Here is a 23,127-nt window from a genome sequence, read left to right as displayed (position 1 = left end):
CTTCTGGAACCTTCAGCGAATACTCACTTGGTTCTCTGTTCTATGAGATTGGCTTCTGGTTTTCATTGCGAAGGAAATAAACTGCCGTATTCCCAACCGTCGCAGCGCGAATTGAGAGCGGGTGCAGCAAACTTTCGCTGCGCCTGTGATCAACGAGAATTCAGCGTGAGCTGCTCGCCTCAAACGTCTGCAGTTTGAAGTTAACCTGTTCTCCAAGCCAGGAGATAAACAATGCTCATAAACCGTTTCAGAGAAGTGCAGATTACTGGCATCCTGAAAGAGCATCAGGTTGAATGACCACAAATGGGAAATTGGCAGCGCTGAAGGCCACGTGACAGAGGGCGTAAGGTGACCGTCTTGCCATTTTGTTGGACGTGCATTGGTCGAGAGTTTCGTGACTTGCAGATGCACGTCAGATGCCCCGGTTCAAAACTGTGGAAAGCACTTTGGACGCTCTGCATCTCCGCGCCGGGTGAACCACAAAATGCTGCGATTTGCTGAAGAAGTTCAATGACCGCTTTGTCCGCGTTTCGCGAATTGGATCTATGTGTGTATTTCTCTCACGGCGAATGTCCGGAAGGAGGGCTGAAATCGCAGCGTCTGGGGTAATGCGCCAAGGTCCGCAAAGGGCCGCGCTTATCAAATGCTACAGATTGAAGTAGCCTTTTCCGAAAGCGTATCCGGGATTGAAATTTAAGATGGAAAAAGTAGTAGGAATTGGGGGGTTTTTCTTCAGGGCAGACGAGCCCGTCGCTTTGGCGGCATGGTATCGTGATATGTTGGGCATTGATCTCGTACCAAACGACTATGAAACACCGTGTTGGACGCAGGAAGCAGGTGAGACTGTATTCGCCCCGTTCGAAAAGGTGACAGAATACTTCGGGAACCAAGAAAAGGCATTTATGCTGAATTTTCGTGTTCGCGACATTGAGAAAATGATCGCACAGCTCGAGTCTAAGGGTGTTGAAGTCCGCCGGGATCCAGACTCGCCTTATCCAAATGGCAAGTTTGCTTGGCTCAATGATCCAGAAGGTAATCCAATAGAGCTTTGGGAACCCGCTTAGCCTGAGTCTGGAAGGCTGCATTTTGTGTCTTGGTGATCCAAATTGCTATCTTATGACCCCGCATTCTGGGTCCGTTGTCGGATTTGCATGTTTTCGCGCGTCCTTGCACCATGTGACTGAAGGATGGAGGCGAAAATGATTTACGCAATCACAATCTATGGGGAACCTGGCGTGTTCGAGGCGCTACCCAAGGAACGCCAGGACGAAGTGATGTTGGGCCACAGCGAACTGCAATCGGCGTTAACGGGCCGCGGTGATTTCGTCACTATGAAGCTGATGCCGCCAACTTCTGCAGTGATGGTCGAGCCCGCCCAGACCGACGGCGCGCGGCCACTGATCACTGACGGTCCGTTTGCCGAAACAAAGGAAAACTTCCTTGGGTTCTATGCTGCCGATTTCAAAGATCTTGAAGAAGCGCTGGAATACGCAAAGATGATCTCATCTCCAGTTGCACGGCTTGAGGTGCGACCGGTCGCCTGGGCCGGCGGTGTGATCTCGTCGGAATAGGCCATGTCGGACTGGCTTGAGGCCACATTCGCCCTGTACCGCCCGCGTGCGCTTGCGGCCTTGACCCGGTTGTTCAAAGATATCGACATGGCCGAAGAGGCTTTTGCCGACGCTTGCCTGAAGGCGCTGACGGTCTGGTCGGAAGATGGGGCGCCGCGCGATCCGTTGGCCTGGCTGCTAACCACCGCGCGCAACGCAGGTCTTGACCATGTGCGAAAATCACAGCGCCGCGCGGCAATCCTGTCGCGTCACACCGAGGAGTTTCAGCCTGTGCCTGCCGAAACACCGGATCCGGACGAGATGCGAGATGACGTTTTGCGGCTGCTGTTCATCTGCTGTCACCCGGAACTTGATCGTCGGGACCAGATTGCCCTTGCCTTGCGGGTCGTCCTGGGGTTGAGCGTGGATGAGATTGCCAGCGGATTTCTGATCAAGTCCAAAACCATGGAGCAGCGGATCACCCGGGCGAAAAAGAAAATAGCGCTCAGCCCGGTCGCCTTTGAAACGCCAAGCCCGGCGAAAAGGGGCGCGCGATTGAGCGAAGTGTCCCTGATGGTCTACCTGATGTTCAGTGAGGGGTGGTCGACCTCGGCCGGGCCAGATCAGATCAGGCTTACCTTGTGCGAAGAAGCGATCCGATTGGCGCGTCTGCTTGCGACGCTGTTTCCGGCGATGGGGGAACAGGCCGCGTTGCTGGCGCTGTTGCTGTTTCAACACGCCAGGCGCGGCGCGCGCATTGATCCCGAGGGTAAGCTTGTCGCGCTGGACGATCAAGATCGCACTCTTTGGAACCGCGCGGACATAGCCGAGGCAACCGGTCTTTTGCAAAAGGCCCAGAGGACGGGCCATCATGGTGTCTATATCATCCAGGCTGCAATCGCTGCGACGCATGCTCGGGCAGCGTCGGATCGGGATACGGACTGGGCGTCGATCGAAAGCCACTATGCTGCCCTTTACGCCTTGCAGCCGACGCCTGTGGTGCGTCTCAATCAGATTGCAGCGCAGGCCAAGCTGCACGGTTCGCATCATGCGCTGAAGGCGATGGAACCTTTGGCGCAGGAGCTGTCCACCTATCGCTGGTTTCATGCGATGCGGGGCGGGCTTTTGCAGGACACAGGCGATCACCGTGCGGCCATTGCGGCGTTTGAAACCGTGATGACGCTTGGCCCGACAACCCTTGAACGTGTTGCGATTACGGAAAAAATCGCGATCAGCCAAGAAAATTTGCGCCGCGTGTAGGGATCGCGTCGTTTCGTGCGTCCTTGGATCAGACCCGTATGTGGCGGGCGCAACCAAGGGAGAAACACATGAGTATTCTTGAGATGACCACCGTCGGAAACTCCGGCTGGATCGGACATTCCGGCCCTGATCAGGGCAAAGCCAAGGCGTTCTATCAAGAGGTGCTGGGCTGGACGATCAAAGACATGCCCATGCAGGACGGGTCGAGCTATTCTGCTGCTGTCGTGGGGGAAACCGCTATCGGTGGGTTTTCTCCGATGCCCGAGGATCAGGGAAGTTGGACGATCTTTTTTACCGTGGCTGATGTGGATGCCAGCGTCGCCAAAGCCCAAGCCAAGGGCGCCACGATCACTCAGCCTGCGATGGATGTGCTGGGGGTCGGCCGTATGGCCACGCTGACTGACCCTCAGGGAGCACGGTTTGCGCTGATCACCTATGAAAGCATGGCGATTTAAGCTCGACCAGACAGGAGACATCAAATGGAACAGGTTCCCCAAATCGCGCTGGCTGTCACAGCCATTTTTGTTTTGATGAGCATTCCGATGGCGATTGCCGTAGGCGTGCGGCGTACCAGAACCGGGATCCCTTTGCTGCATGGCGAAGATGAGAGCCTGCTGCGGCTGATGCGGGCGCATGGCAATTTTATCGAATATGTGCCGCTTGCCCTGCTGGCGCTGGCGGGGGCAGAGATCGCGGGAACCCCATCCTGGTTGGTCGCGGCCTGCGGTGGCATACTGCTGCTGGCCCGTCTTGTCCACTATTTCAGCCTGAGCGCCTCGGTGGATGGTCAGGGGCGTTCGGTTGGCGCGGCGCTGACGACACTGACCATGCTGGTGCTGGCGCTGGCGATCCTCTGGCACCTTTGGGCTGCCAATTGATGTCGGTGGATGAAGCCCTCAACGCCCGCATGCGAGAGGCATTGACCGCGCATGTGGGCATTTCCGAAAAGCCGATGATGGGCGGCCTGTGTTTCTTTTTGAACGGCAACATGCTGTGCGGAGCGCGGCGGCACAAGGACGGCGTGGGCCGGTTCATGTTCCGCGTCGGTAAAGTGAACGAGCCCACCGCATTGCAGAACGTCACCGCCCGTGCCGTGATCCACGGAACCCGTAAGCTGGGTGGTTTTGTGAACGTTGACGAAACAGATTGCGATGATTCCGCTTTACTGCGTTGGCTGCACCTTTGCCTTGAGCACGCCGCAGCGCTGCCGAAGAAAGACTGAACGGAGGACTCCATGGCTCAATTTGACTGTTTCTCGCCTGAGGCACTTGGCTTCCTGCAAGGTCTGAAGGCCAACAATACTAAAGATTGGTTTGCGGCGAACAAAGCGACTTATGAAACCCACCTGAAGGCACCCAGGAAGCTTTTCGCCGACGACTTGGCGTTGGTCTTGCGTGACCTAACCGGTCAGGATCACGGCAGCAAGATCTTTCGGATTTATCGCGATGTTCGGTTTTCCAAAGACAAGACACCCTATAACGCGCATTTGCACCTTGCGTTCATGCCGACAGGGCAGGGGGTTCAGCCGCCGATGTGGTTCTTTGGGCTATCCCCGGAAAAGCTGTCCCTCGGATGCGGGGTTTTTCAGTATGGCAAAGCGGCGTTGGATGCCTTCCGCGATGCGATGGCAGGCCCATTGGGAGCAGAGTTGATCCAGACCACGACAGAGTTCCGAGAACGCGGGTTCCGGATTGGTGATCCGGAATTGAAACGCGTTCCGTCCGGATTTGACAAGGATCATCCCCATCAGGAGGCGCTGCGGCGCAAAGGCTTCGCGGTTTGGGTGGACGCTGAGACTCCTGACTTTGTTCTTGAGCCGAACCTGACAGAAAGAACAAACGCAGTGTTCGCCGAACTCTTGCCGGTGTTTCGCCTGCTTTCCCGGATCAAGTGACCCCAAATTTGCGAATGCAGCGAATGGCGTCTTTTTCAGCCCGCATTGCGGCGAAAGTAGAAATCGGCAAAAGTCGGCTTTGAGCCGTAGGCGATTGCCGCTAAGTAGCGCATGGGCTTGCGGACTTGGCAATAACGCGCTGTACTACTTTGTGGTACTCTCCCCGAGAAATACGAGACCAACTGTTTGCGCTCTAGCCCAAACCTTCCTCTGCTTCTATCGCAAAGCACGGTCAGTCATCACATTCGGCAGTTTAAAACGATGCGCGGAACGCCGCTTTTCGCACGGCATGCCCGCAGCATCTCTTTGACACCTGAAGATAAGCGTTATCTCGTCGAAATTAACGCCGCATTCCGTACGATCACGGATGCGACTGCGGAGCTTCGGGCTGAGGCAGGACGAGAGACGCTTCGCGTAACGGCGCTGCCGTCCTTCTGCTCAATGTGGCTCATGTCACGTCGTACCTCTTTTGCGGCTGTTCATCCAGGGATTGAAATTGACCTCGACCCGACACTTGAGATTGTCAGCTGTGCTCGCGCCGAGGCTGATCTGGGCGTGAGGTTCGGAACCGGCCCTTGGAAGGGTGTGGACGCCCGACTGCTGCATGTCGAAAAGATTGCTCCCGTAGCAAATTACAAGCGAACCCTCACGCTCACAGACCTGTCTGACGAAAAACTCCTTGCGAGCCTTAAGGAGTAGGAATGGCAGTCTTGGGCGGGGTCGCGCGGAATAGATATTGCGGGTGCGAAACGGATGCAGCTCAACGACTTTAACGTGGTGATCCGAGCCGCAATCAATGGCGGAGGTGTGGCGATCGGTCGTCAATTACTCGTTGAAACATTCGTGGGTGAAGGTCGGCTAATTTGGCTCGCAAAACCCGAGTGTGTTTTTCGCCTAGAACAATGATCGATTCGCTTAAGTAAAAATTTCGTTAATGTTGCGTTAACGTCTCTTTTCCGCCTCATTTTGCGTTGATAAGAGAAGCCTAGTCAGTAGTGAAATGTTGAAGGTGCAGGCGGGTACAATGAGAGCCGGAGAAAACGGTCGAACGGCAGTATTTTGGAGTCAGACGGAAATCGATGGACTTGAGGCGGCGCCTTTGTCCTTTCTGTCTATCGGAGCCGCGTGGTCATGGCGCGGACAGACGCGACACCTGGTTGAGACGGCCGAACACGCGCTGGAATGGACCGGACATGCCCGCGGCAGTGCAGCTGCAACTCTTGATCGTTGTGCTCAAGTCGAATACCTGCCGGACGAAGCAAACGGGCTGGTTGTTTTGACCAACGGCGCGCAAACATTCACAGCAGCCTTGTTTCCTGTAGCCGGAGAATCGGTTCCGATGCTGGTTTTCGAAGGCGATTGCCCCGAGCGGGAACAGGATTTCTGGATCAGCGAAATTGCTGAAAGCGGACATCAAAGCCGCACTTCCTCCGGTATGGCGAACACCGTTGTCGCGTTTCCGGTCCGGTCAAGGCAGGATGTGGATGAGGCCGACCTTCGGGTTGCGGTTTCCGCCGGGCGCAGGGCCGAATAGTTCTCAGTTTTTTTCGGAAAATCCATTGCTGCACAGCGGGGCGTGTTGACTCTGCTGGTTTCGCGGATATAAGCGCGGCTTCATTGGTGTTGGTGGCCCCCGCAAGGGGATGCCTGTCATGGGGGAAACCTCAAGAGGACAACGCCCTTCAAAGTGGCCCGCAGGGCCTCGACCGAAACGAAGGAGATCAGCCGTGACCAAACGCACGTCTGCCAAGTACAAAATCGACCGCCGGATGGGCGAAAACATCTGGGGCCGTCCGAAATCCCCAATCAACCGCCGTGAATATGGTCCCGGCCAGCACGGTCAGCGCCGCAAGGGTAAACTGTCGGACTTCGGTCTGCAGTTGCGCGCCAAGCAGAAGCTGAAAGGCTACTACGGCGACCTGACCGAGAAGCAGTTCCGCCGCATCTACGCAGAAGCCGAGCGTGTCAAAGGCGACACCGGTGAAAACCTGATCGGTCTGCTGGAGCGCCGCTTGGACGCCGTTGTCTACCGCGCCAAGTTCGTGCCGACCGTCTTCGCTGCACGTCAGTTCGTGAACCACGGCCACGTCAAAGTGAACGGCAAGCGGGTCAACATCCCGTCTTACCGCGTCAAAGAAGGCGACGTGATCGAAGTACGTGACAAATCCAAGCAACTGGCTGTCGTTCTGGAAGCTGTCGGCTTGGCCGAGCGTGATGTTCCTGACTACATCGACGCCGACCACTCGAAAATGACCGCGACTTTCGTGCGTGCACCGGGCCTGAGCGATGTGCCTTACCCGGTCATGATGGAACCGAACCTGGTTGTCGAATTCTACGCGAAGAACTAATCTTCGCTGATCCGACTGGAATTCAGAGCCGCACTGAGAAGTGCGGCTCTTTTTTGTTTTCACCCAAGCAAAACTATGTCCGATGCACCGGTGCTGCGGCGCAGTTCGTGGAGGTCTTTCAGTTCCGGGTCGTTGATCCAGCCAAGGGCTGCCTCTCTGTCCGGAAAGGACAAAAGGGCGGCAACGTCCGGAAGATCGGGGGTGCCATCCAACGCCGTTGTTTCGGCTGTGGCCTGTTCAACCTTGCCGCCGTGACGGGCCAAGGCAGGGCCCGCCTGCTCGCGATAGGCGGCCAGAGATTCGGGATTATTCACGGTAAGCTTGGCGTATGCGTAGATCATGGTTCTTGTCCTTATTTGTGTAAGGCAAAGCTAGGTTGAGCGGGATACTGCGAAAACGCGTGCGATTGCATCCAATACATGCAAATTTGCATGCATGGAGATTCACTGGGATGATTATCGGGCGGTGTTGGCAGTTGTCCGTCGGCGGACCTTGTCTGCAGCGGCCAATGAACTGGGCGTAAACTACACTACAGTTGCACGTCGCATTGTGCGGGCCGAAGCGGCAACGGGGGAGATCTTGTTCGAACGTTTGGCCGATGGGTATCGGCCAACCGAGGCCGGACAATTGGTTGCCCGGCATGCGGCCGAGATGGAAAGCGCTGAGCACGCGATGCTGCGCGGGCTTACTGGGCGAGACGAAACGCTGGAAGGGGAGCTAACCCTGACGGCCCCACAATTGCTGATAGCGCATATGCTTGCGCCAGTGCTGGATTCCTACAGCAGAAAACATCCTTCGGTCACACTTCGGGTCCGTGCGGCAAATGAAATCCTCGACCTCAACAGGCGTGAAGCGGATATTGCCATCCGTATCAGTCGGAACCCCGGCGATACCTTGAAAGGGTTGCGCCTGGCCGAACAGCATGCGGCCAGCTTTGCCACGCCTGAACTGGCCGAGCGAATTGCCAATGACCCAGAGGGCGTTGTGGATTGGCTGGCCTACGAACGCCAGCAGGGCCTGCCAGACCATGTTCGCACGTCACGCCCTGGCTCGCGTATCAAGATGCAGTTTGATGACATGGTTGCTATGGCCGCCGGTGCGCAGGCAGGGTTGGGCGTGGTCAAGATGCCCGTGTTTCTGGGGCGGTCACTGCCGGGACTGGTGCAGGTGCCTGAATTTCAGACGCAACCCTACGCGGATATCTGGATCGTCGCCCATCCGGATGTCTGGCCCTCGGCCAAACTCGAGGCGTTTCGCGCCATTGCCGTTCCATTCTTCCGTGAAAAACGCCCGTTGTTCGTGACCTGATCAAATCGGCAGCGGGCGGCTTTCGGCGATCGCTTCCATTGCAAAATACGAGGTCACGCTGTCCAGTTCGACTTTTTCGATCAGGCGTTGATAGACCTTGTCATACGAGGCCATATCCTCGGTGACGACTTTCAGCTGATAATCGTAATCACCGCCAATGCGGTGAAAATCGACCACCTCTGGGATAGTCAACACATGGCTGCGAAAGGCTTGCAGCCATTCGGCGGAGTGGTGCCGCGTGCGCAGCATGACGAAAACCACAAGGCTCAAACCCAGTTTCTCGCGCGCGATCCGTGCGGTTGAGCCGGTGATCACCCCATCCTCGTTCAGTGCCTTGAGCCGCCGCCAGCAGGCATTCTGCGACAGCCCGACCCGATCCGCCAGTTCACGCTGAGATAGGGTTGCGTCGGTTTGCAGTTCGCGCAGGATGCGTTTGTCGATATGATCTATTTTTTTCCCCATCATTGATCATATGACACAAAGAATGACAAATCTATCGAAATAAAGGTGATGTTTTCTCACACTTAATCAATCACATTGGAGGGGCAATATGGAGACCACGCCATGACCCTGTCCAAATTTCGCGCAGAAATCCAATCCACCACTCGCAATTCAAACCTGCGCGACGGGCTGATCGGAGAGAATGTTCTGATCCCGGGTCTGCATGGGGATGTACCGCTGGTTTATGCGGATTATGTCGCCTCGGGGCGTGCGCTGCGGCAGGTTGAGGATTTTGTCGCCGAGCAGGTGCTGCCTTTCTATGCCAACAGTCATACCGAGGCCTCCTATTGCGGATCCTACATGACTCGTCTGCGCCGAGAAGCGCGCGCAGAGATTGCCCGCATTGTCGGTGCAAGGGAAGAAGACGCGGTGATCTTCACCGGGTCTGGCGCCACTGCGGGCCTGAACCGGCTGGTCAGCCTGTTGGGTGTGGATGCGGCTGACCGGCCGGTCGTTTTGATCGGGCCATACGAGCATCATTCGAACATATTGCCTTGGCGGGAAAGCAAGGCGCAGGTGATCGAGATTCCCGAAGCCGCCGGGGGTGGCGTTGATCTGGATGCGCTGGAGCGGGCTTTGGTCGAGAACGCCAATTCTGACCTGATCATCGGGTCATTCTCGGCAGCATCGAATGTCACAGGTATCATCACCGAACCGGACCCGATCACCCGGTTGCTAAAAAAGCATGGGGCGGTGTCGGTCTGGGATTACGCAGGCGGTGGGCCATACCTGCCGATGAATATGGGGCCTGCGGATGCGCGCAAGGATGCCATCGTTGTTTCACCGCACAAGTTCCCGGGCGGGCCGGGCGCGTCGGGCGTGCTGATCGTCAATCAGACCGGCGTGAAACGCACATGCCCCAGTTGGCCCGGCGGTGGTACAGTCAGCTTCGTATCGCCTTGGCGGCACGACTACAGCGAAGACTTGGCCACACGCGAAGAAGCCGGAACGCCCAACGTGATCGGGGACATCCGCGCAGCGCTGGCCTTTATCGTCAAGGATGTCGTCGGCACCGACGAGATCGCCAAACGTGAGGAGCAGTTCAACCGCATGGCGCTTGAGGGGTGGGGCAACAATCCAAACCTGACCCTGCTGGGTGTCGACAACCCGCATCGCCTGCCGATCTATTCCTTCCTTGTTCGGGATAACTCGGGCCATCCGGTTCACCAGCAGCTCTTTACCAGGATGCTCAGTGATATCTATGGCATTCAGGCGCGCGGCGGCTGTGCCTGTGCGGGGCCCTACGCGCACCGCTTGTTGGGGATCGACCGTGCAACCTCGGATGAGTTGCACGCGGCCTTGTCCGCGGGGGAAGAGATGAAGAAACCCGGTTGGGTACGGCTGAACTTCTCGTATCTGATGAGCGAAGACAATGTTCAGTTCATCATCGACAGCGTCAATGACCTGTCTCGCCGAACCGAAGAATTCGCTCCATTCTACAACGCCGACCCGGCGACGGCCCGCTTCAAAGCGGCGTGACGGAATTGCCGCTTTTCTCAACGCGTTGAGACGGGTATGAGAGGCACCAATCAACGGAGCCTCTTATGAACAAGATCACCCCTCAACCCGGCATTATGGACATCGCGCTGTATCAGGGCGGCCAGTCGCATCTGGCCGGGGTCGAGCATGTGATCAAGCTTAGCTCGAATGAAAACCCGTTCGGGCCCAGTCCCAAAGCGATTGAGGCCGTGCGCGACAGTGCCGCCACCTTGCATCGTTATCCCAGTACCGACCATGCCAGCCTGCGCACTGCGATTGGCGATCGTCACGATTTGGATCCGGCGCGGATTATCTGTGGTGTGGGCAGCGACGAGGTGTTGCAATTCATCGCCCAAGCCTATGCCGGCCCAGGGGATGAAGTCATCTATACCGAGCACGGGTTTTCCATGTACCCGATCATCGCCCGCATGGTCGGTGCGACGCCGGTCATGGTTCCTGAGCGTGATCGTCACGTGGATGTGGACAACATCATTGCCGCCGTCACTGCGCAGACGCGCATCGTGTTCGTCACCAATCCGGGCAATCCGACCTCGACCATGATCCCTGAAGCGGATCTTGTGCGGCTGGCTGAGGCTTTGCCGCAAAGCTGTCTAATGGTCATTGACGGAGCATATGCCGAATTTGTTGACGGGTTCGATGGTGGTGCGTCGCTGGCGGATCGGTTCGAGAACGTGATCATGACGCGGACCTTTTCGAAGGTCTACGGTCTGGGCGGAATGCGTGTCGGTTGGGGATATGCCGCGCAGTCGATCATCGATGTTATGAATCGGGTGCGTCAGCCGTTCAACCTGTCTTTGACGGCTTTGGCGGCAGCCGAAGCGGCGGTGAAGGATATGGAGTTTCTGTCTTTCTGTCAGGCAGAAAACGCGCGCCTGCGGGTGTGGCTGTCGGCGGAATTGGACAAGATCGGAGTACCGTCGGATGCGTCTTGCACCAACTTTATCCTCGCCCGTTTTGCTGATCAGGCCGAAGCCGAGGCCTGTGACGATTACCTGAAGACCCAAGGCCTGATCGTCCGTCGCGTGGCGGGGTACAACCTACCCAACGCCCTGCGGATCACCGTTGGCGACGAAGAGGCCTGCCGCCGTGTCGTTGCAGCCATCACTGCGTTCAAAGGGGGGGCCGCATGAGTCAGGTTTACGATCGCGTCGCTCTGATCGGGCTGGGCCTCATTGCGTCGTCCATGTTTTGGGCCATCAAACGCTCGGGCCTCGCGGGTGAGGTCATCGGCTATGCTCGGTCCCAGGCCACCCGAGACACTGCGCGCCGGATTGGTCTGTGTGACCGCGTTTGTGATACCGCGCAAGAGGCGGTTGAGGGCGCGGATCTTGTCGTGCTCTGTGTCCCCGTAGGTGCGATGGGCGCTGTGGCGGCAGATATTGCTCCGGTCCTGAAGCCGGGCGCGACTGTGACGGACGTTGGATCGGTCAAGCGTCACGTCATTGAAGCGGTATCGCCACATATCCCGGAGGGTGTACATTTCATCCCTGCGCACCCTCTGGCAGGGACCGAACACTCTGGCCCGGAAGCCGGATTTGCTGAGTTGTTCGACAATCGCTGGTGTCTGCTGGTTCCCGTCGAAGGCTCAGATACGGATGCGATCGTTCGTTTGCGGGCACTGTGGGAAGGCATGGGCGCGAATGTCGATGAGATGGACGCAGATCACCACGATCTGGTTCTGGCGGTCACGTCTCACGCGCCACACCTGATTGCCTACACGATGGTGGGTGTCGCCGATGACCTGCGCCGTGTGACCGATACCGAGGTCATCAAGTATTCCGCCGCCGGTTTCCGGGACTTCACGCGGATCGCGGCCTCGGACCCGACAATGTGGCGCGATGTGTTCCTGACCAACAAGGATGCAACGCTGGAAATCCTTGGGCGCTTTACTGAGGAGCTTTTTGCCTTGCAGCGTGCCATCCGGACCGGTGATGGTGAACACTTGTTCGACTATTTCACCCGCACCCGCGCGATCCGGCGCGGGATCATCGACGCCGGACAGGATACGGATGCGCCGGACTTCGGACGAGGCAAAGCAAGCTCATGAGACGCAGCTGGAGGTTTCTGATGATTGGATGCGTGGCGGTCAGTGCCACATGGTCCAACGCGGCGCCTCTGGAACAGTCACTGGTTCCAGTCACGCGACCATCCGAGGCCCAAGTGCTGGCCTTTGCCAGCCCGGTACCCGCTGATATCCGCCCCAAACTGAGACCTGAATCACAAATCACTCTGGCCGCAGCCGCTCCGCCGGCGGGTGTAACGGCGTTGGGGCAAACTTCGCCAATCCGACCGCTCCTGCGACCGGAAGCACTGGAGCTTGAAGTGCTGTTTAAGAAACGCGAGCTGCGCAAAACCTCGGTGTGCGGAGACATCGACATTCAGGGAAAGCCGGTGGGCAACGTTCCGGGGCGAAACAAGGCGTGTGGTATCAAGGATGCCGTACAGGTCACCTCGGTTTCGGGCGTGGCGCTTAGCCGCCCATCGACGATGGATTGCGGCACCGCCATTGCGTTGAACAAATGGGTCGACAAAACCGTCAAGCCCACGTTCAAACGGCGCGGGCCGGTGGTCGAGCTTAAGGTCGCGGCGCATTATGCTTGCCGGACCCGCAACAATCGCAAAGGCGCGAAGATATCCGAACATGGCAAGGGTCGGGCGATCGACATCTCGGGCTTCAAGATGGCCGACGGCGAAGTGGTGACGGTCCTGAACGGCTGGCGCAAGAACCCGTCAAAGCGGCAGTTGACCAAAGTCTGGCGGGGGGCGTGTGGGCCGTTTGGCACCGTGTTGGGACCAAACGCGGATCGCTATCACCGGGATCATTTCCATCTGGACACGGCACGCCATCGCAGGGGCCCGTACTGTCGTTAACGCAGGATTAGGCGCGGGGCGGGGCCGAGTGGCAGAGGGCCAAGCGCCACATAGCCATCGCGGAAATTCAGTTGCAAATCCAGAGCGTTGGGATTGCCGCCCAGCCCGGCCATGAAGTTTAGCGCGCGGGTCACCGGATCGACTGCTTGATCAGGCAGGGCGCCTGCCGCATTGGCCATCGCGATCATGTCACGCCAGTTTTCGGCCTTGACCGCAATCTCTCCTGTGGGAATGCCTTGTTGATCGACTTCCAGCTCTCCGGCGGCGAACAGCCGCAGCGCGCCCCACTTCATCTCAGCCAGGCGCAGATCGATCTTCACCGGCTGTGGCCTGCTTTCTTCCAGTGCCGAGCGATCCCAGGTCTTGTCGAACGTCACGGTCATATCCAGCTCCAGCGTCTCGAAAGCCTGAGGCAGGGTCGTGGCCGAGCGCATCAGTTCGCGCAGGTCGTCGCCGGGGGTGAAGCCGTCAATCCGGGCGCCGATCACATATGCCTCGGGGGTCGGTGTCTGTTCCATCACGAGGGCAAGCGTATCGCCGCCCGCCAGCGCCTCGGCGTCGTCAGTGATTGACCACGGCCCGGCTGTCAGCGCCATCTTTTCCAGCACCAGTGCGACACCGGGCTGCAATTGCAACTCGGCCTGCAGGTCGCGGGCTTTGATGGTGGCCGTCTGGTCATAGTAGGACAACCGCTGCGGCGTTTCGGCAAAACGCAGCACCTGTCGGCCAGGCCAGATCGCGGGGCTCTGGAATTCGATCCAGTCGGCACTCCAGGCGGTGCCATTGACTGGGTCGGCCAGCGCAGGGCTGCTCAGGCGGGTCATGTGGTGGAACGGATAACCGGCGGTTTCAACATCGGCAAACTCGGCCTGCCAACCTCGTTCCTGCTGTTTGTCGAACCATGTCGTGATTGCATTGCGCAGACCGAAACCGGCGATGAACCAATAGGCGCTCCACGCGACAATGATGAAAATGATAACCCGCACCAGACCGCGCATGACAGATGGCCCTTTTTCCCGCCTCGGAATTGATGTTTATAGGCGCAAACGGGCAAGGACCAGTGCTATGACGATGTGGGTTTTCGGATATGGATCGCTGTTGTGGAATCCGGGCTTTCCGGTGGCCCGAAGAGAGCGCGCCACGCTGCACGGCTATGCACGATCCTTCTGCATGAGTTCGATCCATCACCGCGGCACCGAGGACCATCCCGGCCTCGTTCTGGCGCTGGATGAACAGGCCGATGCCCATTGCAAGGGCTTGGCTCTGGCGGTCGAGGTCGGTCACGAAGACCGCACGCTGCACGATCTGCGTGAACGCGAGCTGATCTCATCAGCCTATGTTGAAAAGATGCTGGGTATTCGACTGGACAGCGGTGAGGTGGTGACTGCGGTGACCTACGTGATTGACGCTGACCATGTGCAGTATTGCGGGGGAATGCCGCTGGAAGAGCAAGCGCAGATCATCGCCCAAGCCGTAGGCGGGCGCGGGCCGAATACCGAATATCTGTACAACACAGCCGAACATCTGGCCGAGATCGACCTGCGCGATCCCGATCTTGAGTGGTTGGCGCAACGGGTCCGCGCCATCACCGCATAAACCCTTGGCGTCACCGGTGTGTTTTCGTTAGTTTCAGCGTAGAGCAGGCAAAACACCGGGAACCACGCGCATGGCGCAGGCACATCAGGGCGCGAGACCGCATTTCTCGCAACCCATTCGTCAGATCGTTACGATGCTGGTCGCGATCGCCTTGGCGGGGTTTGGGGTATTTATGGCGCTGCCCTACGTCATGCCGGTGGTTCTAGCCAACCCTTATCTAAATGGATTTATCATACTGGTCTTCGTTATCGGTGTGTTGGCCTGCTTCTATCAGGTGACACAGCTGATCGGTTCAGTTCGCTGGATCGAGGCTTTTGTCGGAGGTGTCGTCCGCGAAGACGCCCGGACGCCACAATTGCTGGCACCGTTGGCGTCGCTGTTGCGTGAAAGGGGCGCGCGGTCGCAGATTAGTTCCACCTCGACACGGTCCATTCTGGATTCGGTGGCCGAGCGGGTCGAAGAAGAGCGCGAGATCACTCGATATATCACCAACGTTCTGATTTACCTTGGCCTTTTGGGTACATTCTTCGGGCTGGCAACTACCGTTCCAGCCATTGTAGACACGATTCGCAGTCTAAATCCGCAAGAGGGTGAAGAGGGGCTAGCCGTATTCAACCGCCTGATGGTCGGATTGGAATCACAGCTGCAGGGTATGGGCGTGGCCTTCGGGTCCTCGCTGCTGGGTCTGGCAGGGTCGCTGATTGTCGGCTTGCTGGAACTGTTCGCAGGCCACGGACAGAACCGGTTCTACCGCGAGCTTGAGGAATGGTTGTCCTCGATCACCCGTGTGGGATTTGCCGCAGGGGACGAAGGCGGCGCTGAACTCGCCGTGCTGGCCCCTGTGCTCGACGCCATGTCCGAACAAATGAACGCACTACAGGATCTGTTTTCAGCGCAAGAGGCGGACAGCGCGGCGGTATCGACCAAGTTGGGCCAGTTGGCGGACTCGATTGGCGAAATGAACGCACGACAATCCGACAACGATGGCGTAACAGCCGCATTGGAACGCGTGGCTCTTGGGCAAGACGCGCTTTTGGATCACATGCGAGAACAGGGTACTGGCGACGGTATCGATGCCGAAAGCCGGATGCGCCTGCGCTCGATGGACGTGCAGCTGCTGCGGATTCTCGAAGAGATATCTGCCGGGCGGCAAGAGAGTATGAGCGAGCTGCGCAAGGATATTGAACTGTTGGTCAAAGCCCTGACACTGCCCCGAGGCGCCGTGCGTACTGCTCCGGAAGGAGAGTAACCTATGGCCCTGTCCCGCCGCACAGGTCAGCGTTTCCAAGGCTCAGTCTGGCCCGGCTTCGTGGATGCGATCACCGGGCTGTTGATGGTGCTGACCTTTGTGCTGACCATCTTTATGGTTGTGCAATACGTGCTGCGCGAAACAATTTCGGGGCAAGAGGACGAGCTGACAGCGTTGTCTGACGAAGTTGCAGCCCTGGCCGGAGCGTTGGGTCTGGAAGAGCGGGAAAACAGCAGGTTGCAAGCGCGGTTAGGGGTGTTGAGCTCTACCCTGACACAGGTCGAGACCGAATTGGTGCAGGCGCAGATTCAACTCACCGATTTTGAGGACCAGGTCGCAGCCCTGTTGCTGGATCAGGCCCGGTCACAAGGTGAAATCGCCGAATTGCAGAGCGAGCAGGATGCATTGAACCTGGCTTTGGCGCAAAGCCGGACCGAGATCGACGAACAGACCGAGGCCGCCCGTCTCGCCGCCGCTCAACGCGAGGCGCTCGAGGCATTGGTAGCCGATTTGGAACAAGCGGACGCGGCGCAGACCACCCGGATTTCCGAACTTGAAGAACAACTGACTACTGAAGAGGCCGCCAGGCTGGCCGAGATCGCTGCTGCCGAAAACCTGCGCACCCGACTACAGAATGCAGATGCTGAACTGACCGCCATGACCCTTGCGCTGGAAGCGCAGCGCAAGCAAGCCGAGGACACATTGACTCTGCTGGCTGCAGCGCAGGCCGCGAAAGCGGAACTGGAACGCCAGTTTGGCGACCTGAACGCCGAAGACCTGCGGGCCCAACTTGAAGCTGCTCTTGCCGGGCAGACCGAGGCACAGGCCGAGGCACAGGAACAACGCTCATTGGCTGAGGAGCGCGCGGCCCTGCTCGCCGTGGCGCGTGACACGCTGTCGTCCGAGCAGGCGATCTCGGAAAAGGCGCAACGCGAAACCGCGCTGCTGAATCAGCAAATGGCCGCGCTGCGCGAACAGTTGGGCGGGCTGCAGGCACTGCTGGACGATTACGAAGAGCGTAACGCTGCTGCTGACATCCGCATCCAGTCGCTGGGGCAGGACCTGAACGCCGCGCTGGCGCGTGCTGCGTCAGAAGAGCGTCGCCGTCGATTGCTGGAAGAAGCCGAACGCACCCGCCTAGAGGCCGAGGCGCAGGACCTTGCCGCGCAGGCTGAGGACCTGCAACGGTATCGCTCGGAATTCTTCGGTCGCCTCCGTGATGTGTTGGGTGATGAAGAAGGCGTTCGGATCGAAGGCGATCGCTTCGTGTTTTCCTCCGAGGTGCTGTTCGATACCGGTTCGGCCATTCTGTCTCCGATCGGTCAGCAAGAGGTTGCCAAGGTGGCCGCTATCTTGCGCAGTGTGGCTGCGGAAATACCAGAAGGCCTGAACTGGGTAATCCGGGTGGATGGCCACACGGACAATGTGCCTTTGGCCGGGACAGGGCGTTACCGCGACAACTGGGAACTCAGCCAAGGGCGGGCGTTGTCTGTTGTGCGCTACATGGTCGATGCGCTGGGTATTCCGCCAAACCGCCTGGCCGCCAATGGGTTTGGACAGTTCCAACCCGTCAATCCCGCTGATACCCCAGAAGCCCGGGCGCAGAACCGTCGGATTGAGTTGAAGTTGACCGAGCGGTAGATCCGCGACCTAATGCCGGCATTCGGTCAGTTAGGGTCGCCCAAAGCGGAAGCTACCGTCAGGTGTGCCGGCAAAGCATCTGGGAACTACAGGATAGTCCTCGGTCAGGAAGTATGCGTATGTGCCCGATGGGTATTCAGGCGATGTCGTGAAGGCTCCATTGCATACATCCAGATTTCCGGTTCCCGATGCGTACACAAAATCCTCGTTGAAGGTGCCATCGTGTTTTCCATCTGGCGCCCGTCCGCCCGGACGATTGCCGTTTTTCAACCTGTAGGACGAAGTCATTTCAGTCACCTTCCCGTCCACTACCCCCGTCATCGCATAAATCGGGAATCCGTCCGCGGCGTATCCAATTAATGGAGAGTGACGAGCAGGAGTGTAATCCAGCAGCTCGATCAGTCCGGTTGGAACCCCGTGATAGTGGTATTTGCCGTTGGGCTGAACATGCGCGAAGTTCTCGTCAAGTCCCAGCGCGACCGCTCCACCCAGGGCGTTGTATGACCAACCCGAACGTGGATCGCCATGCCAGAATTCAGCGGCGAGCGGGTCAAATACCACACCGTTCAAGGACACGCCAAAATTCCAGCCCAATTTCAACGGAGTTGAGGAACCCGTCGATTTGGGATTAGCAGGGATCTTCAGTTTGACCTTTTGTTCGGCTATCCGGTGCGGATTGCCTCGGTTCGGGAACTGTCCAACAAGATGATCAGGAATCCCATTGGCCGAGACACGCGTCGAGTTGCGCCCTTCATCGATATCGACCTGACTGACCCCTGGGTCGTGAGTTGCAGCTTGCAGGGTCAGCGGCCTTGTTTCCGTCTCATCGTGGTAGCGAAACCTGTGCTGAGCGGTTGCGATGGCGGCGGCGGAAGTAATGGCGAAGGCAACGCTCCAAACGACGATGGTTTTGGTCATCATAATCCCCTTGTCGGATTAACTGTGAAGTTAAAACGAGTGGGCGGAGTGTTTCCGTCGGGAAGCCAGGACTAAAACACCGACTGAGCAAAATGAAAACGCCCGGTTGAAGGACTAACCGGGCGTTTTGCTGCTGATATAGTCGTCGGTTTGACGTTAGTCCGCCGTCAGCAGTGGCGGTTTGTCGCCCGGAATGCGCGGCTGATCCGGGCCGAAGATTTCCAGGTTCAACTCGCCTTTCTTGACCGAGACACGGACCACACCGCCCTTGGCCAGCTTGCCGAACAGCAGTTCCTCGGCCAGGGGCTTCTTGATGTGCTCCTGGATCACGCGGCCCAGCGGACGCGCGCCCATTTTGTCGTCATAGCCCTTATCGGCCAGCCATTCGGCGGCCTTGGGCGTCAGGTCGATGGTTACGTTGCGGTCCAGCAGTTGCGCTTCAAGTTGCAGCACGAACTTCTCGACGACCTGCAGGATGACCTCTTTCGGCAGCGGTGCGAAGGAGATCACGGCATCCAAGCGGTTGCGGAATTCAGGTGTGAACATGCGCTCGATCGCGGCGGTGTCTTCACCTTCGCGACGATCGCGCCCGAAACCGATGGCGGCCTTGGCCTGTTCCTGCGCGCCCGCGTTCGAGGTCATGATCAGAACTACGTTGCGGAAATTCACTGTGCGGCCGTTGTGATCGGTCAACTCACCGTGGTCCATCACCTGCAACAGAATGTTGAACACATCCGGATGCGCTTTCTCGATCTCATCCAGCAACAATACGCAATGCGGATGCTGGTCGACGCCGTCAGTTAGCAGACCGCCCTGATCAAAACCGACATAGCCCGGAGGCGCACCGATCAGACGGGAAACTGCGTGTTTCTCCATGTACTCGGACATGTCGAAGCGCAGCAGTTCCACACCCAGCGTATCCGCCAACTGTTTCGCAACCTCGGTTTTACCCACACCGGTCGGACCGGCAAACAGATAGTTACCGATAGGCTTTTCAGGTTCCCGGAGACCGGCGCGGGCCAGTTTGATCGCACTGGACAGCGCCACGATGGCGTCATCCTGCCCGAACACGACACGCTTCAAGGATGCTTCGAGGTCTTTCAGAACCTCTGCATCGTCCTTGGTGACGTTCTTCGGTGGGATGCGGGCGATCTTGGCGACAACGGCCTCAATCTCTTTCACGCCAATGGTCTTGCGACGCTTGCTTTCCGCAACCAGATGCTGTGCGGCACCGGCCTCGTCGATCACGTCGATAGCCTTGTCAGGCAGTTTGCGGTCATTGATGTAACGCGCTGAGAGTTCAACGGCGGTCTTGATCGCGTCCGCGGTGTATTTGATCTCGTGATGTTCTTCGAAATAGGGTTTCAGACCGCGCAGGATTTTCACGCTGTCCTCGACCGAAGGCTCGTTCACGTCGATCTTCTGGAACCGGCGGCTAAGCGCGCGGTCTTTTTCGAAGTGCTGGCGGAACTCTTTGTATGTGGTCGAGCCCATTGTGCGCAGCTTGCCGCCCTGCAGCGCAGGTTTCAGCAGGTTGGACGCATCCATTGCGCCACCCGAGGTGGCGCCGGCGCCGATCACAGTGTGAATCTCGTCGATGAACAGCACCGCGTCGGGGTGATCTTCCAACTCGGTGACGACCGCCTTGAGTCGTTCTTCGAAATCACCGCGATAGCGGGTGCCCGCAAGCAGCGCGCCCATGTCCAGCGAAAAGATAGTGGTGTTGGCCAGCACATCGGGTGCCTCGCCCGCGACGATTTTGTGCGCCAATCCTTCGGCGATGGCGGTTTTGCCTACGCCCGGATCACCCACCAGCAGCGGGTTGTTCTTGCGGCGACGGCAGAGAACCTGAATGCAGCGTTCAACCTCATCGGCGCGCCCGATCAGCGGGTCTACATCGCCCGCCCGTGATTTGGCGTTCAGATCAATGCAGTATTTTCCAAGCGCGCTCTCTTTCTGGTCGCCTTCGCCTGCGGTGGACTGAACCTCTTCCTCGACCTGATCGGCGCCTGAAACCGAGCGGTTTTCGCCATACGCAGGGTCTTTGGCCACACCATGCGCGATGAAGTTCACCGCATCATAGCGGGTCATGTCCTGTTCCTGCAGGAAATAAGCTGCGTTGCTTTCGCGTTCGGCAAAGATAGCGACCAGGACGTTGGCGCCGGTCACTTCGGTTCGGCCCGAGCTTTGAACGTGGATCGCGGCGCGTTGGATCACGCGTTGGAAAGCGGCCGTTGGTACGGCCTCGGAGCCGTCGATATCTGTGACCAGATTGGACAGGTCTTCGTCAATGAATTCGACCAGAGTGCTGCGCAGTTCATCCAGATCGACGCTGCAGGCTTTCATGACGCGGATGGCATCAGGTTCCTCCAGCAGCGCCAGCAGCAGATGCTCCAGCGTTGCGAATTCATGTCGCCGCTCATTCGCAGCCGCCAGGGCCGCGTGAATGGCTTGTTCTAATGTGCTCGAGAATGAAGGCACGCGGGTGCTCCTCTGTCTTGGGTCGAAGGGGGGCGTCTATGGCCCCAATCCAACCATGTCCTCATACTATTAGAGTTTGGTTGATCGTGGCCCGGCTTCAAGGGTTTTCTTTCTCTTGACAGTCACATTTAACGTGACCGTGTCCGAGAAGAGAGCGAAATATGCACTAGAAGCGGTCCTTTCTAGCCCGGATTTCGGCAAAAACCTCAGCGGCGTCGCCATTTTCCATCCCCAAATGCGCCTGAATCGCCGGATCAGTGGCGCGCAGAAACGGGTTTGTGGCCTTTTCCAGCGCCAGGGTCGACGGAACAGTGGGTTGTCCTGCTGCGCGGGCAGCATCAATATCAGCTTTGCGTTGCTGCAGTGCGGCATTGTCCGGATCGACGGTGACAGCGAATTGCGCGTTGGACTGAGTATATTCGTGACCAGAGCAAACGAGAGTGTCGCCGGGCAGGGTGGCCAGTTTGCTGAGGGACGTCCACATTTGCGGTGCAGTCCCCTCGAACAGGCGGCCGCAGCCAAGGGCCATCAGGCTGTCAGCGGTGAAAACCACAGAGCTTATCGGCATATGATAGGCTACATGCCCGATGGTGTGGCCGGAAACGTCCAGGACCTGAACCGGTTCGCCTCCGATCTCGAAAGTATCGCCGTCCGAGACCTGCTGGTCCAGCGGGGGCAGGCGATGGGCGTCGGCAGCTGCGCCAACAACCTTGGCTGGGTGGTTTTCCAGAATTGCGGGTAGACCATCCACGTGGTCGAAATGGTGGTGCGTCAGCAGCACATGGCTGAGCTTCCAGCCGCGCCTGTCCAATTCGGCCAGAATTGGGCCGGATTCGGGTGCGTCAATAAGGGCGGTCTGGCCACTGGCAGCGTCATGCGCCAGAAAAGCGTAGTTATCGCTGAGACATGGGATGGTGACGATCTCAAGAGGCATGGCCTTTTGCCCTTTCGTTGCTAGACTGCGCTCAGCTAAGCCGATTGACCGGGTGTCCGCAATGCATCTTGATGTGCAGGATTTGAGGAACTTCTACTACCGCAGCACATTGGGCCGGGCGGCGCAGGCGGCTATTCGGGGTCGGTTGACCGAGATATGGCCCGAAGCCAAGGGGCAGACTGTGGTGGGCTTCGGCTTCGCGGTGCCCTTGCTGCGCCCCTTTCTGGCCGACGCGCGGCGGGTAATCGGCCTGATGCCTGGGCCACAGGGAGTGATGCCGTGGCCCCCGGGGATGTCCAACGTGTCAGTTCTGACCGAGGAAACCATGTGGCCGGTCGAAACCGGCCATGTGGACAAATTGGTGGTGATGCACGGGCTGGAGACTTCGAGCCGTCCCAGTGAACTGCTCGACGAATGCTGGCGCGTTCTGGGCCCGGGTGGGCGCGCTTTGTTCGTTGTGCCGAACCGGGCGGGGTTGTGGTCGCGGACGGACCGGACACCGTTCGGGTTCGGGCGACCGTATTCGGCGTCGCAGCTCGAGAGCCAGTTGAAAGAGCACCATTTTCTTCCTGAAAGCCACTGTTCCGCCCTGTACATGCCGCCGTCCTTCCGCCGGTTCTGGCTGAAATCTGGAAGTCTGATCGAGAAAACCGGGCAGCGCTTGCCCACGGTCATGGCCGGTGGTGTTCTGATGGTTGAGGCGACCAAACATATCCGCCCGCCCAGCGGCAGCGTCACAAAGGACACTGAGCGGCGCCCCATCAAGGCACTGGATGGCTTGTTAAAGCCCGCGTGACCACTCATCCGCCAAAAGAGCGGAAAAAACGCGGGAAAAAAGTCACAGGAATCGCAAAAACTTGCATATTCGTAACATTTTTCACCTGACCTTGGGGGTTCAAACCGTCGCACTTGGTGTAAGATGTTGAAAAGTAATGTTTTGTGGATAATTCCGTTACCGCTATAGTATATTGCTTGGTTGGTTCTGCTCTGCTACATCCCCGGTGATTTTGATCCCCGCCCTACATGGACGGGGTTTCCTCACGCCCCAAGGTAGCGGCCGCTACTCAAAATCGGGG

General features: G+C 58.2%; 25 protein-coding genes. 19 read left to right on the top strand and 6 right to left on the bottom strand.

Features of this window, described 5'->3' with window-relative positions; all coding sequences use genetic code 11:
• The first annotated feature begins 698 nt into the window (after positions 1 to 698).
• The 10 genes from ACR1XY_RS04725 to rpsD all read left to right on the top strand — a co-directional run bounded on the left by ACR1XY_RS04725 (position 699) and on the right by rpsD (position 7,052).
• Positions 699 to 1,064, top strand: coding sequence for a VOC family protein (locus ACR1XY_RS04725; RefSeq protein WP_480590362.1), 366 nt, complete (start codon positions 699 to 701; stop codon positions 1,062 to 1,064).
• Positions 1,065 to 1,199: 135 nt separating this feature from the next.
• The gene (locus tag ACR1XY_RS04720; protein ID WP_480590359.1) at positions 1,200 to 1,571 is read left to right on the top strand and encodes a YciI family protein; all 372 of its coding nucleotides are present in this window, start codon (positions 1,200 to 1,202) and stop codon (positions 1,569 to 1,571) included.
• Between the two features lie 3 nt (positions 1,572 to 1,574).
• Positions 1,575 to 2,810, top strand: a complete 1,236-nt coding sequence (locus ACR1XY_RS04715) for an RNA polymerase sigma factor (RefSeq protein ID WP_480590357.1) — start codon at positions 1,575 to 1,577, stop codon at positions 2,808 to 2,810.
• Positions 2,811 to 2,878: 68 nt separating this feature from the next.
• The gene (locus ACR1XY_RS04710; RefSeq protein WP_480590355.1) at positions 2,879 to 3,265 is read left to right on the top strand and encodes a VOC family protein; all 387 of its coding nucleotides are present in this window, start codon (positions 2,879 to 2,881) and stop codon (positions 3,263 to 3,265) included.
• A 24-nt stretch (positions 3,266 to 3,289) separates the two neighbouring features.
• Positions 3,290 to 3,688, top strand: a complete 399-nt coding sequence (locus ACR1XY_RS04705; protein ID WP_480590352.1) for an MAPEG family protein — start codon at positions 3,290 to 3,292, stop codon at positions 3,686 to 3,688.
• Positions 3,688 to 4,032 (top strand): TfoX/Sxy family protein, encoded by a 345-nt coding sequence (locus tag ACR1XY_RS04700; RefSeq protein WP_480590350.1) that lies wholly within the window; start codon positions 3,688 to 3,690, stop codon positions 4,030 to 4,032. The genes ACR1XY_RS04705 and ACR1XY_RS04700 overlap by 1 nt, the downstream gene beginning before the upstream one ends.
• A 12-nt stretch (positions 4,033 to 4,044) precedes the next feature.
• Complete coding sequence (locus ACR1XY_RS04695) at positions 4,045 to 4,704, top strand: DUF2461 domain-containing protein (protein ID WP_480590348.1); 660 nt, start codon at positions 4,045 to 4,047, stop codon at positions 4,702 to 4,704.
• A 186-nt stretch (positions 4,705 to 4,890) separates the two neighbouring features.
• Positions 4,891 to 5,403 (top strand): LysR substrate-binding domain-containing protein, encoded by a 513-nt coding sequence (locus tag ACR1XY_RS04690; RefSeq protein WP_480590346.1) that lies wholly within the window; start codon positions 4,891 to 4,893, stop codon positions 5,401 to 5,403.
• A gap of 325 nt (positions 5,404 to 5,728) precedes the next feature.
• The gene (locus ACR1XY_RS04685; RefSeq protein ID WP_480590343.1) at positions 5,729 to 6,238 is read left to right on the top strand and encodes a hypothetical protein; all 510 of its coding nucleotides are present in this window, start codon (positions 5,729 to 5,731) and stop codon (positions 6,236 to 6,238) included.
• A gap of 193 nt (positions 6,239 to 6,431) precedes the next feature.
• Positions 6,432 to 7,052: a 30S ribosomal protein S4 gene (rpsD, locus tag ACR1XY_RS04680; RefSeq protein WP_170332083.1), complete on the top strand. Its 621-nt coding sequence runs from the start codon at positions 6,432 to 6,434 to the stop codon at positions 7,050 to 7,052.
• Between the two features lie 59 nt (positions 7,053 to 7,111).
• Here the strand turns inward: rpsD and ACR1XY_RS04675 are convergent, their stop codons facing one another.
• Entirely contained in the window at positions 7,112 to 7,393 is a 282-nt protein-coding gene (locus tag ACR1XY_RS04675) for a DUF1330 domain-containing protein (RefSeq protein WP_480590341.1), read from the bottom strand.
• Positions 7,394 to 7,487: 94 nt separating this feature from the next.
• Between ACR1XY_RS04675 and ACR1XY_RS04670 the strand changes: the two genes are divergently transcribed.
• The gene (locus ACR1XY_RS04670; protein ID WP_480590339.1) at positions 7,488 to 8,360 is read left to right on the top strand and encodes a LysR family transcriptional regulator; all 873 of its coding nucleotides are present in this window, start codon (positions 7,488 to 7,490) and stop codon (positions 8,358 to 8,360) included.
• Here ACR1XY_RS04670 and ACR1XY_RS04665 read toward each other — a convergent pair whose 3' ends face one another.
• Positions 8,361 to 8,822: an Lrp/AsnC family transcriptional regulator gene (locus ACR1XY_RS04665; protein ID WP_480590336.1), complete on the bottom strand. Its 462-nt coding sequence runs from the start codon at positions 8,820 to 8,822 to the stop codon at positions 8,361 to 8,363. It abuts the gene before it with no gap.
• A 102-nt stretch (positions 8,823 to 8,924) separates the two neighbouring features.
• On the opposite strand from ACR1XY_RS04665, the gene ACR1XY_RS04660 reads away from it, so the two are divergent.
• From ACR1XY_RS04660 to ACR1XY_RS04645, 4 genes are all read left to right on the top strand, one after another.
• Positions 8,925 to 10,340 (top strand): aminotransferase class V-fold PLP-dependent enzyme, encoded by a 1,416-nt coding sequence (locus tag ACR1XY_RS04660; protein WP_480590334.1) that lies wholly within the window; start codon positions 8,925 to 8,927, stop codon positions 10,338 to 10,340.
• 65 nt (positions 10,341 to 10,405) lie between these two features.
• Positions 10,406 to 11,491 carry a histidinol-phosphate transaminase gene (hisC, locus tag ACR1XY_RS04655; RefSeq protein WP_480590332.1) on the top strand — a complete coding sequence of 362 codons (1,086 nt, stop codon included), beginning with the start codon at positions 10,406 to 10,408 and terminating at the stop codon, positions 11,489 to 11,491.
• Complete coding sequence (locus ACR1XY_RS04650) at positions 11,488 to 12,408, top strand: prephenate/arogenate dehydrogenase family protein (protein WP_480590329.1); 921 nt, start codon at positions 11,488 to 11,490, stop codon at positions 12,406 to 12,408. The genes hisC and ACR1XY_RS04650 overlap by 4 nt, the downstream gene beginning before the upstream one ends.
• Before the next feature lie 20 nt (positions 12,409 to 12,428).
• Entirely contained in the window at positions 12,429 to 13,232 is an 804-nt protein-coding gene (locus tag ACR1XY_RS04645) for an extensin-like domain-containing protein (protein ID WP_480590326.1), read from the top strand.
• Here the strand turns inward: ACR1XY_RS04645 and ACR1XY_RS04640 are convergent.
• Positions 13,229 to 14,230, bottom strand: coding sequence for a DUF2125 domain-containing protein (locus tag ACR1XY_RS04640; RefSeq protein WP_480590323.1), 1,002 nt, complete (start codon positions 14,228 to 14,230; stop codon positions 13,229 to 13,231). The genes ACR1XY_RS04645 and ACR1XY_RS04640 overlap by 4 nt on opposite strands.
• 67 nt (positions 14,231 to 14,297) lie before the next feature.
• On the opposite strand from ACR1XY_RS04640, the gene ACR1XY_RS04635 reads away from it, so the two are divergent.
• The 3 genes from ACR1XY_RS04635 (at position 14,298) to ACR1XY_RS04625 (ending at position 17,718) form a co-directional block, all read left to right on the top strand.
• Positions 14,298 to 14,828: a gamma-glutamylcyclotransferase gene (locus ACR1XY_RS04635; protein WP_480590320.1), complete on the top strand. Its 531-nt coding sequence runs from the start codon at positions 14,298 to 14,300 to the stop codon at positions 14,826 to 14,828.
• Between the two features lie 70 nt (positions 14,829 to 14,898).
• Complete coding sequence (locus tag ACR1XY_RS04630) at positions 14,899 to 16,077, top strand: biopolymer transporter ExbB (RefSeq protein ID WP_480590317.1); 1,179 nt, start codon at positions 14,899 to 14,901, stop codon at positions 16,075 to 16,077.
• Positions 16,078 to 16,080: 3 nt separating this feature from the next.
• Entirely contained in the window at positions 16,081 to 17,718 is a 1,638-nt protein-coding gene (locus ACR1XY_RS04625) for a peptidoglycan -binding protein (protein ID WP_480590315.1), read from the top strand.
• Positions 17,719 to 17,748: 30 nt separating this feature from the next.
• On the opposite strand, the gene ACR1XY_RS04620 is transcribed toward ACR1XY_RS04625, so the two are convergent.
• The 3 genes from ACR1XY_RS04620 to gloB all read right to left on the bottom strand — a co-directional run bounded on the left by ACR1XY_RS04620 (position 17,749) and on the right by gloB (position 22,051).
• Complete coding sequence (locus tag ACR1XY_RS04620) at positions 17,749 to 18,636, bottom strand: YHYH protein (RefSeq protein WP_480590313.1); 888 nt, start codon at positions 18,634 to 18,636, stop codon at positions 17,749 to 17,751.
• Positions 18,637 to 18,792: 156 nt separating this feature from the next.
• Positions 18,793 to 21,117, bottom strand: a complete 2,325-nt coding sequence (clpA, locus tag ACR1XY_RS04615; RefSeq protein WP_480590311.1) for an ATP-dependent Clp protease ATP-binding subunit ClpA — start codon at positions 21,115 to 21,117, stop codon at positions 18,793 to 18,795.
• Between the two features lie 166 nt (positions 21,118 to 21,283).
• Positions 21,284 to 22,051, bottom strand: coding sequence for a hydroxyacylglutathione hydrolase (gene gloB, locus ACR1XY_RS04610; RefSeq protein WP_480590308.1), 768 nt, complete (start codon positions 22,049 to 22,051; stop codon positions 21,284 to 21,286).
• A 61-nt stretch (positions 22,052 to 22,112) separates the two neighbouring features.
• On the opposite strand from gloB, the gene ACR1XY_RS04605 reads away from it, so the two are divergent.
• Positions 22,113 to 22,847: a methyltransferase domain-containing protein gene (locus tag ACR1XY_RS04605; protein WP_480590306.1), complete on the top strand. Its 735-nt coding sequence runs from the start codon at positions 22,113 to 22,115 to the stop codon at positions 22,845 to 22,847.
• Positions 22,848 to 23,127 lie beyond the last annotated feature (280 nt).

Source organism: Ruegeria sp. AD11(2025) (assembly GCF_056542405.1).
Note: the sequence above shows the minus strand (reverse complement) of the source record. Positions and strands in the feature narration are given on the sequence as shown.

Excerpts from the sequence above, each read along its gene's own strand:
- ACR1XY_RS04725 (WP_480590362.1), top strand. The coding sequence starts at position 699 with ATGGAAAAAGTAGTAGGAATTGGGGGGTTTTTCTTCAGGGCAGACGAG.
- ACR1XY_RS04720 (WP_480590359.1), top strand. The coding sequence starts at position 1,200 with ATGATTTACGCAATCACAATCTATGGGGAACCTGGCGTGTTCGAGGCG.
- ACR1XY_RS04715 (WP_480590357.1), top strand. The coding sequence starts at position 1,575 with ATGTCGGACTGGCTTGAGGCCACATTCGCCCTGTACCGCCCGCGTGCG.
- ACR1XY_RS04710 (WP_480590355.1), top strand. The coding sequence starts at position 2,879 with ATGAGTATTCTTGAGATGACCACCGTCGGAAACTCCGGCTGGATCGGA.
- ACR1XY_RS04705 (WP_480590352.1), top strand. The coding sequence starts at position 3,290 with ATGGAACAGGTTCCCCAAATCGCGCTGGCTGTCACAGCCATTTTTGTT.
- ACR1XY_RS04700 (WP_480590350.1), top strand. The coding sequence starts at position 3,688 with ATGTCGGTGGATGAAGCCCTCAACGCCCGCATGCGAGAGGCATTGACC.
- ACR1XY_RS04695 (WP_480590348.1), top strand. The coding sequence starts at position 4,045 with ATGGCTCAATTTGACTGTTTCTCGCCTGAGGCACTTGGCTTCCTGCAA.
- ACR1XY_RS04685 (WP_480590343.1), top strand. The coding sequence starts at position 5,729 with ATGAGAGCCGGAGAAAACGGTCGAACGGCAGTATTTTGGAGTCAGACG.
- ACR1XY_RS04675 (WP_480590341.1), bottom strand. The coding sequence starts at position 7,393 with ATGATCTACGCATACGCCAAGCTTACCGTGAATAATCCCGAATCTCTG.
- ACR1XY_RS04670 (WP_480590339.1), top strand. The coding sequence starts at position 7,488 with ATGGAGATTCACTGGGATGATTATCGGGCGGTGTTGGCAGTTGTCCGT.
- ACR1XY_RS04665 (WP_480590336.1), bottom strand. The coding sequence starts at position 8,822 with ATGGGGAAAAAAATAGATCATATCGACAAACGCATCCTGCGCGAACTG.
- ACR1XY_RS04660 (WP_480590334.1), top strand. The coding sequence starts at position 8,925 with ATGACCCTGTCCAAATTTCGCGCAGAAATCCAATCCACCACTCGCAAT.
- hisC (WP_480590332.1), top strand. The coding sequence starts at position 10,406 with ATGAACAAGATCACCCCTCAACCCGGCATTATGGACATCGCGCTGTAT.
- ACR1XY_RS04650 (WP_480590329.1), top strand. The coding sequence starts at position 11,488 with ATGAGTCAGGTTTACGATCGCGTCGCTCTGATCGGGCTGGGCCTCATT.
- ACR1XY_RS04645 (WP_480590326.1), top strand. The coding sequence starts at position 12,429 with ATGATTGGATGCGTGGCGGTCAGTGCCACATGGTCCAACGCGGCGCCT.
- ACR1XY_RS04640 (WP_480590323.1), bottom strand. The coding sequence starts at position 14,230 with ATGCGCGGTCTGGTGCGGGTTATCATTTTCATCATTGTCGCGTGGAGC.
- ACR1XY_RS04635 (WP_480590320.1), top strand. The coding sequence starts at position 14,298 with ATGACGATGTGGGTTTTCGGATATGGATCGCTGTTGTGGAATCCGGGC.
- ACR1XY_RS04630 (WP_480590317.1), top strand. The coding sequence starts at position 14,899 with ATGGCGCAGGCACATCAGGGCGCGAGACCGCATTTCTCGCAACCCATT.
- ACR1XY_RS04625 (WP_480590315.1), top strand. The coding sequence starts at position 16,081 with ATGGCCCTGTCCCGCCGCACAGGTCAGCGTTTCCAAGGCTCAGTCTGG.
- ACR1XY_RS04620 (WP_480590313.1), bottom strand. The coding sequence starts at position 18,636 with ATGACCAAAACCATCGTCGTTTGGAGCGTTGCCTTCGCCATTACTTCC.
- gloB (WP_480590308.1), bottom strand. The coding sequence starts at position 22,051 with ATGCCTCTTGAGATCGTCACCATCCCATGTCTCAGCGATAACTACGCT.
- ACR1XY_RS04605 (WP_480590306.1), top strand. The coding sequence starts at position 22,113 with ATGCATCTTGATGTGCAGGATTTGAGGAACTTCTACTACCGCAGCACA.